At 46.9% G+C, this 6,393-nt stretch carries 6 protein-coding genes; 2 read left to right on the top strand and 4 right to left on the bottom strand.

What is annotated here, in order from left to right; genetic code table 11:
- Positions 1–196 precede the first annotated feature (196 nt).
- Positions 197–1,120, bottom strand: coding sequence for a LysR family transcriptional regulator (locus tag D1Z90_RS18925; RefSeq protein WP_119912365.1), 924 nt, complete (start codon positions 1,118–1,120; stop codon positions 197–199).
- 135 nt (positions 1,121–1,255) lie between these two features.
- Between D1Z90_RS18925 and D1Z90_RS18920 the strand changes: the two genes are divergently transcribed.
- Positions 1,256–2,290 carry a DUF1254 domain-containing protein gene (locus tag D1Z90_RS18920; protein ID WP_119912364.1) on the top strand — a complete coding sequence of 345 codons (1,035 nt, stop codon included), beginning with the start codon at positions 1,256–1,258 and terminating at the stop codon, positions 2,288–2,290.
- A 109-nt stretch (positions 2,291–2,399) separates the two neighbouring features.
- On the opposite strand, the gene xthA is transcribed toward D1Z90_RS18920, so the two are convergent.
- From xthA to D1Z90_RS18905, 3 genes are all read right to left on the bottom strand, one after another.
- Positions 2,400–3,206 (bottom strand): exodeoxyribonuclease III, encoded by an 807-nt coding sequence (xthA, locus tag D1Z90_RS18915; RefSeq protein WP_119912363.1) that lies wholly within the window; start codon positions 3,204–3,206, stop codon positions 2,400–2,402.
- 69 nt (positions 3,207–3,275) lie between these two features.
- Complete coding sequence (locus tag D1Z90_RS18910) at positions 3,276–4,169, bottom strand: DMT family transporter (protein WP_119912362.1); 894 nt, start codon at positions 4,167–4,169, stop codon at positions 3,276–3,278.
- Positions 4,170–4,240: 71 nt separating this feature from the next.
- A complete protein-coding gene (locus D1Z90_RS18905; protein ID WP_119912361.1) occupies positions 4,241–5,227 on the bottom strand; it encodes an ion channel in 987 nt (328 codons plus the stop codon).
- 171 nt (positions 5,228–5,398) lie between these two features.
- Here D1Z90_RS18905 and D1Z90_RS18900 point away from each other — a divergent pair, with 171 nt between their 5' ends.
- On the top strand, positions 5,399–6,328 hold the full coding sequence (locus D1Z90_RS18900; RefSeq protein WP_119912360.1) for a glutathione S-transferase family protein: 930 nt from the start codon (positions 5,399–5,401) through the stop codon (positions 6,326–6,328).
- The last annotated feature ends 65 nt before the right edge of the window (positions 6,329–6,393 follow it).

The raw sequence follows: 6,393 nt of genomic DNA, 5'->3' as shown, positions 1-6,393 counted from the left end.
CGGCATTTTGGGAAGAAGGACATCCTCGAAACGAAGCAGTATCCGCTCTTAAAGCTGATGAGCTAAAAGAATGGAAATTTAAATGGTTACTGGACTTAATCGACCACGCCATAAGCCAAAGCGGCATGGCGTAACAATCAATGAGGTGTAATAGGCCAAAGCGACGCTGTTGACTTAATTCGAGTAATCAGTCCGCTTAACTGTGACTAAACACCTCACTAATACAGCTTTCTAACCAACGCATTTTAGGTTGGTTGCGATGCTTGCGGCCCATGGTAATACCGACTTCGCTCACCGGCATGGTCGGGGTGTCGGGAAACGCTAACAGTGCAAACTCGTGACTAAGAGATTGAGCCAATAATTTCGAGCAGGGAAACAAAACGTCACTGTCTTTAACAATGGCCAGTAAGCTGTGCAGGTAACTTGAGCGCACTTTTACTTCTGCCGATATGCCGGCGCTGGCAAGCACCGTTGGCGCAATGGCAATAGTATCGTTCCAGTCAGAGACCACCAAGCTTGCCAAGTCTAAGCTGGGCCCTTGGTAATCATTAAGTAAAGTGCCTGCAAGAGGGTGCCCTTGTCGACAAACAAATAAAAAACCGTCTTTGGCGATTTGCTTTTGATATACCTGCTTAGAAAGCTCAAGAGGGTAATAATTCACGCCAATATCAATCTCACCAGAGACTAATTGCTCCAGCGTCAGTTTGCTCCAATCTAAGATGTTAACTTTGATATTCGGCGCTTGCTGAAACAAGTAATGGGTTAACTGGGCCGAGATACTATTAGCGATAAAACCATTTATGGCGATATTCACGCCCTCATCCAACAGGGCTGGGTTAAAGTCATCTTGTGGCTCTAAGGTATAAGCCAGCTGCTGCATCGCCGGCAACACGGTTTGTTTAAGATCGTTTAATTTTGCCGTTGGTGCCAAGCCGTGCTGGGAGCGAATAAATAGCTCATCGTCAAAGTAGTGCCTGAGCTTTTGCAACGAGCGACTGATTGAAGGTTGGCTGGTATACAATATCTGCGCGGCTTTACGGGTGTTTTGTACTTCAATCAGCACCACGAGTACTTTCAGCAAATTCAGGTCTAAACGCTTAAATTGGTTAGACAGCAACATATCCTTTCCTTTGTAACTAAGGGAGAGTTCTTTAGGTATACCAAAAGTGTATATCTTATTTTCAAATAATCAATTGGAGTATATTTCATAGGGTGTTCATACTGCTTGCTATCGATACAGCAGGAGTAAGCCGAAATGAAAAAGACTATATTAGCAAGCATGTTAGCAGCCCTCACCTTTGGCGTGTCGGCAGACTCATACGACCACTCGCCGGTGGGAGATGTGAACTGGGATAACTATCACCAAGCAGAATCAGACTGGAACTTCCTTGGCTTACAAGCAAAGGTAGGCGTTAACCAATGGCTGCATGCAGAGCCGGTATCGAAGCAAGCACAAACGGTTATTCGCTCGAACCGTGACGTGGTGTACTCCACCATGGTAGTGGATGTGTCTCAAGGCGCGACGTTCCATGTTCCAGCACAAGACAACAATTACTTTCAAATTATTCATATTATGGATGAGAACCACTTGGTACATAAAGTCGTGCGCCGAGGTGAAACACTAACCTTGACCGCAGACGATTTAACCACGGGTACCCATGTGCATGTGTTAGCTCGTACCCGCATCGCAGACTCGATTGCTGACACTAAACGTCGCCAGCAATTGCTTTCTATTGAAGCCAGTTCGGCTAACGAATACCAAGGCAAAGGTTTCGACGCAAGTGACGTTGAAGGCTATCGCCTGAAGCTTATCAACAACGTTATGCAGCACGGCGCGCCGATTGAAGGTTTAAAAGGTTTTGGCGCCGATTTTGATGAAGTGGAAGAACATCACTTTAAGTATGTGACAGCATTCGGTTACGCAGGTTTGCCTGCTGATACGGCCCAATACTTAGAGCGAGTGCCTGGGCAAGGGGACACTTCGTGTCAAGAGTGGACGATTCCAACGCCTAACCTGGACGTTGAAGGCCGCGGTGGTTACTACTCATTAACGACTTATGCAGCCGATGGGTGGATTGATTCCGAACGCTTTTACGTGTCGGGTGAAGACATGCGTGACAACGGCAATGGTACCGTCTCGGTCACTTTTAACTGTGAAACGGGTGAGGCATACGATTTTGAAGTTTCAGAAGGCTGGGCAGGCGTGTTGCGCTTGTACGAGCCAAAAAGCGTAAGAGAAACGCTGGACTACATGGATACCCTAAGGGGTACAAAAATCAAGCAACTCTGATAGCTGAGCTATGACAGAGTGTTTGTGAGCGGGAGATGCCCCAGTCACCTTGGTGACTGGGGCATTTTTCGTTGTTTCGGCGGTTTGCGGTATTGAAAATGCCTAGCCGTTACGCAAACGTGGTCCAGATTGGCGCGTGATCGGACGGCTTTTCAATGCCACGAAGTTCATAATCAACATCGGACTCAACGGCTTTGGCCGCCATTTTTTCAGTGGCGAGGATCACGTCAATGCGCAGCCCTCGATTATCGTTAAAGCCTTTTGAGCGATAGTCAAACCAGCTAAAGCGATCGCTTACGTCTGGGTTTAATTGACGATAGGTATCGCTAAAGCCCCAGCCCATTAGTCGTGCTAACCACTCACGCTCTTCAGGTTGAAAGCTACACTTACCGGTTTTAAGCCAGCGCTTTGCGTTAGGTGCGCCAATGCCAATGTCTAAGTCGGTAGGTGAAATATTGATGTCACCCATGACAATGACGTTGTCATCTGGTTGATGGTGGCTGTCAAGGTAGGTTTGCAAGTCAGCGTAGAATTGACGCTTGTATGGAAACTTGGTTTCGTGATTAATATTTTCCCCTTGCGGGAAATAACCATTTAACACGGTAACGTCTTCGCCTTGCGCATTTTGCACCGTTACCATGATCATGCGGCGTTGAGCCTCGTCAGTATCCGTAGGAAAACCTTTTTGCACCTTAGTGGGCTTTTGCTTACATAACATGGCTACGCCATAGTGGGCTTTTTGGCCATGAAAATACACGTGGTAACCCATGGCTTCAACGTCTGCCAAGGGGAAGGCTTCATCGTGCACTTTAATTTCTTGTAAGCCAATGACGTCAGGCTGATGCTTGTCGATAAGGGCTTGGAGCTGGTGAAGTCTTGCTCGCAGGCCATTGATATTAAAAGAAACGATTTTCATGATAGTGATTCTTGTAGGGCTAATTAAATGTCTTGGTCATACTAGAGCAGCCATTAACGAGGTGCAAGCTTAGGCGCTGGCATTTTCCACCTTGTCACACGGCGTAGCTTGCCTGTGTTGTTGGCTGATATAGACCCCTAAAAATACGGTTGCGATGGCGATACCTTGCCACAGGTTAAGTTGCTCACCGAGGATTAATATGGCCAGAAACAGCGAAAAAACAGGCGTTAAATTAGAAAATGCGGCTGCTTTAAGCACGCTTATTTTGACAATGGCATAGTTATATAAACCGTAAGCGCCAAGGGTCACCACGCTACCTAAATACAATACTGCCAGTAAACTGGCTGTGTCGTGTTGCTGCGGCAGCTCAGACATGGCAGCTTGCGGCGCAAAAAACAAGGTACCGGTAAACCCCTGAATCGCAATCAAGCTTAAAGGTGAATATCGGCCGGCCAATTTTTTTACGCAAATGGTATACACAGCAGCGCACAACATGGCCAGCATTTCTAGACTATTACCAAGCAAAGGGCGCGGCGCATAATCTGAACCAGGGGAAACCAAAGACAAGCCGATACCGCCACTGATACAAAGCAAAAAGCCAAATAAAATAAACCGAGAAACTCGCTCCTTGAGGGTGAACCAAGCTAAAATTGCGACAAAAATTGGCAGGCAAGAGACCAATACGCCGGCTTGCGCTGCCGAGGTATATTGCAAGGCATGGCCTTCAAATAAAAAGTACAAGCACGGCTCTGCCAAGCTCATCACAGATAAAATTTTCCAGTCACCGGTTTGGTAGCGGTATTGTTTGACCCAGCGCCAGAGCAGTAAGCAAGCCACTAAGGTTATCACCATACGGCCAAACATGACCCATTGCGGCGGGTAAAACAGCAATGCGTATTTCAAGGCAATGTAGGAGCTGCCCCATAGCAGCATCGCAAAGGTCAAACAAAGGCTGGCAGGCATGGCTTAAGGCTCAACAGCAAAGGTAATCAAAGCCTTATTATGCCTGCCTTAGCTAAGCGGATAAAGCCTGACTAACGGGTCATTTTCTTAACAAAGACCACCACGAAAAGGGCGATGGTAAAGCTGCCAGTAAAGGCTTCAATGGCGGCGATGCCCCGAGATAATCCCACCGGGGTGAAATCACCATAGCCTAAGGTGGTAAAGGTTACCACGCTGTAATACAAGCATTCCAAAAATGAAAACAGGTTGTGGCCAATGCTGGCGTGCGGCTCAAAGCGTACGATATCTCCCGCGAAGCTGATGCCAAAAAAGAAATACAACACCGCGCTAATAAATATCAACAAGATGGAGAATATCACCACACGAATGGGGTCTTCACCATAGCCACAAAACAAGTCCACGGTTTTTGAGAACAGCCGCTGTCTTGACAGTTTAGGCATTTGATAACGTCGCATGGTGAGCTCACGTTGTAAAAATGGCCCAGAGAAGGTAAACAAGCCTTGGTTCTCACTGGCTTTGCGCAAATCACGATAAATTTCTTCTGCTTGCTCAAATTGGTCAATGGCTTGTTTGGTATCGCCGGCATCAAGGGCGTCTTTGCCTTTGATTTCTTGGATGAGGTGCGCGCCAATCTTGATATTGTCAATTTTCGATTTTGCCAGTTTCATGCCCAATAAGTTGCACTCTTGCAGCTGGCAGCAATGCAGGTTGGCCGCGGTGAGGTCGGCTTTCATTAAGCTGCCTTTGCAAAATACCGCGTTGAATAAGTGTGCGCCTCTAAGGTTGGCGCGGTAAAGGTCTGAGCCTGTTAAATCAAAACCACTTTTAGAGGCTGGTTTGACTAAGTTGACGCCTTCGAGGTTGGCACGTGCTAACTGCAAGCCATGTAACATGCCACCATTACGGGCGTATTGCTCAAGCTTTTTGGCCGTATCAGGGCCAGACTTGTCGGTGTCTGGATGATGCCAATAACACTGGTTGTCAGCCACGCATTGCCCCCTGCAGCGATCGCCGAGGTGATTCTTAAATTGGCATTGTGCGTGCTGAGCTTGAGTCATACTTGTTCTGCCTGTTGTCTTTCTTGGGTGGCAAAGGTGCGCCCCTTTCCCCTTATTGGTGAGTATAGAAGCTCAACAACCTTTCGACTTTATCAATAACAATGTTTGTTATTTTGCACTTGTTGTTGCATCAGGCGCAGATACACTGAATAAAACAGCAGAGGAGGGAATATGGGATTATTAGTAGACGGTCAATGGCACGACAAGTGGTACGATACCAAAGCCAGCGATGGTAAGTTTGTACGCAGTGAGAGTCAGTTCCGCAATGCCATTAAGGCTGATGGATCAAGTCGTTTTACTCCTGACTCAGGCCGCTATCATTTATACGTTTCTTTAGCCTGTCCTTGGGCTCATCGCACCTTAATTTTTCGTCAGTTAAAACAGCTGACCGATCATATTAGTGTATCAGTGGTGTCGCCTGATATGCTGGCTCACGGCTGGAAATTTGACGACAAGCAATGCCAGGATGATTTATTTCAATCTGGCTTTTTACACCAAATTTATACTAAAGCTGATCCGCATTACAGCGGCCGCGTCACTGTGCCTATTCTATGGGATAAACAGCTAAACACCATAGTCAGCAACGAGTCGGCAGATATCATTCGCATGTTTAATCGCGAGTTTAATGGCTTAACCGGCAACACGTTGGACTTTTATCCCGCCGCGCTGCAAAGCGAAATTGATGAGGTCAATGAACAGGTATATCACAAGGTGAACAATGGCGTTTACAAAGCCGGCTTTGCGACGACCCAAGAGGCTTACCTAGAAGCATTTCATTCGCTGTTTTCGCAGCTCGATGCTATTGAAGAAAGGTTAAGCCAACAAGACTATTTGGTCGGGGATACGCTAACCGAAGCTGATTGGCGCCTCTTTACGACGCTCATCAGGTTTGACGCGGTGTACGTAGGGCACTTTAAATGTAATTTATATCGCATCGCTGATAAGCCGCATTTGCAGGCTTATCTAGAGCGTTTGTATCATATGGCGGGCGTAAAGCAGACCGTTGATATGTACCACATTAAACGCCACTATTACTTTAGTCACACCATGATAAACCCGACCCAAGTTGTGCCTCAAGGGCCTGCGCTGCCCTTTTTATAAGTACGCCTTGAAAGCAGCCTTCATAAAGTGAAGTGAAAGGCTGTTATCGAAGATGGTTGCCTCAG

The sequence above is a fragment of the Motilimonas pumila genome (genome assembly GCF_003596335.1).
GTDB lineage: Bacteria > Pseudomonadota > Gammaproteobacteria > Enterobacterales > CBDFNC01 > Motilimonas > Motilimonas pumila.
Note: the sequence above shows the minus strand (reverse complement) of the source record. Positions and strands in the feature narration are given on the sequence as shown.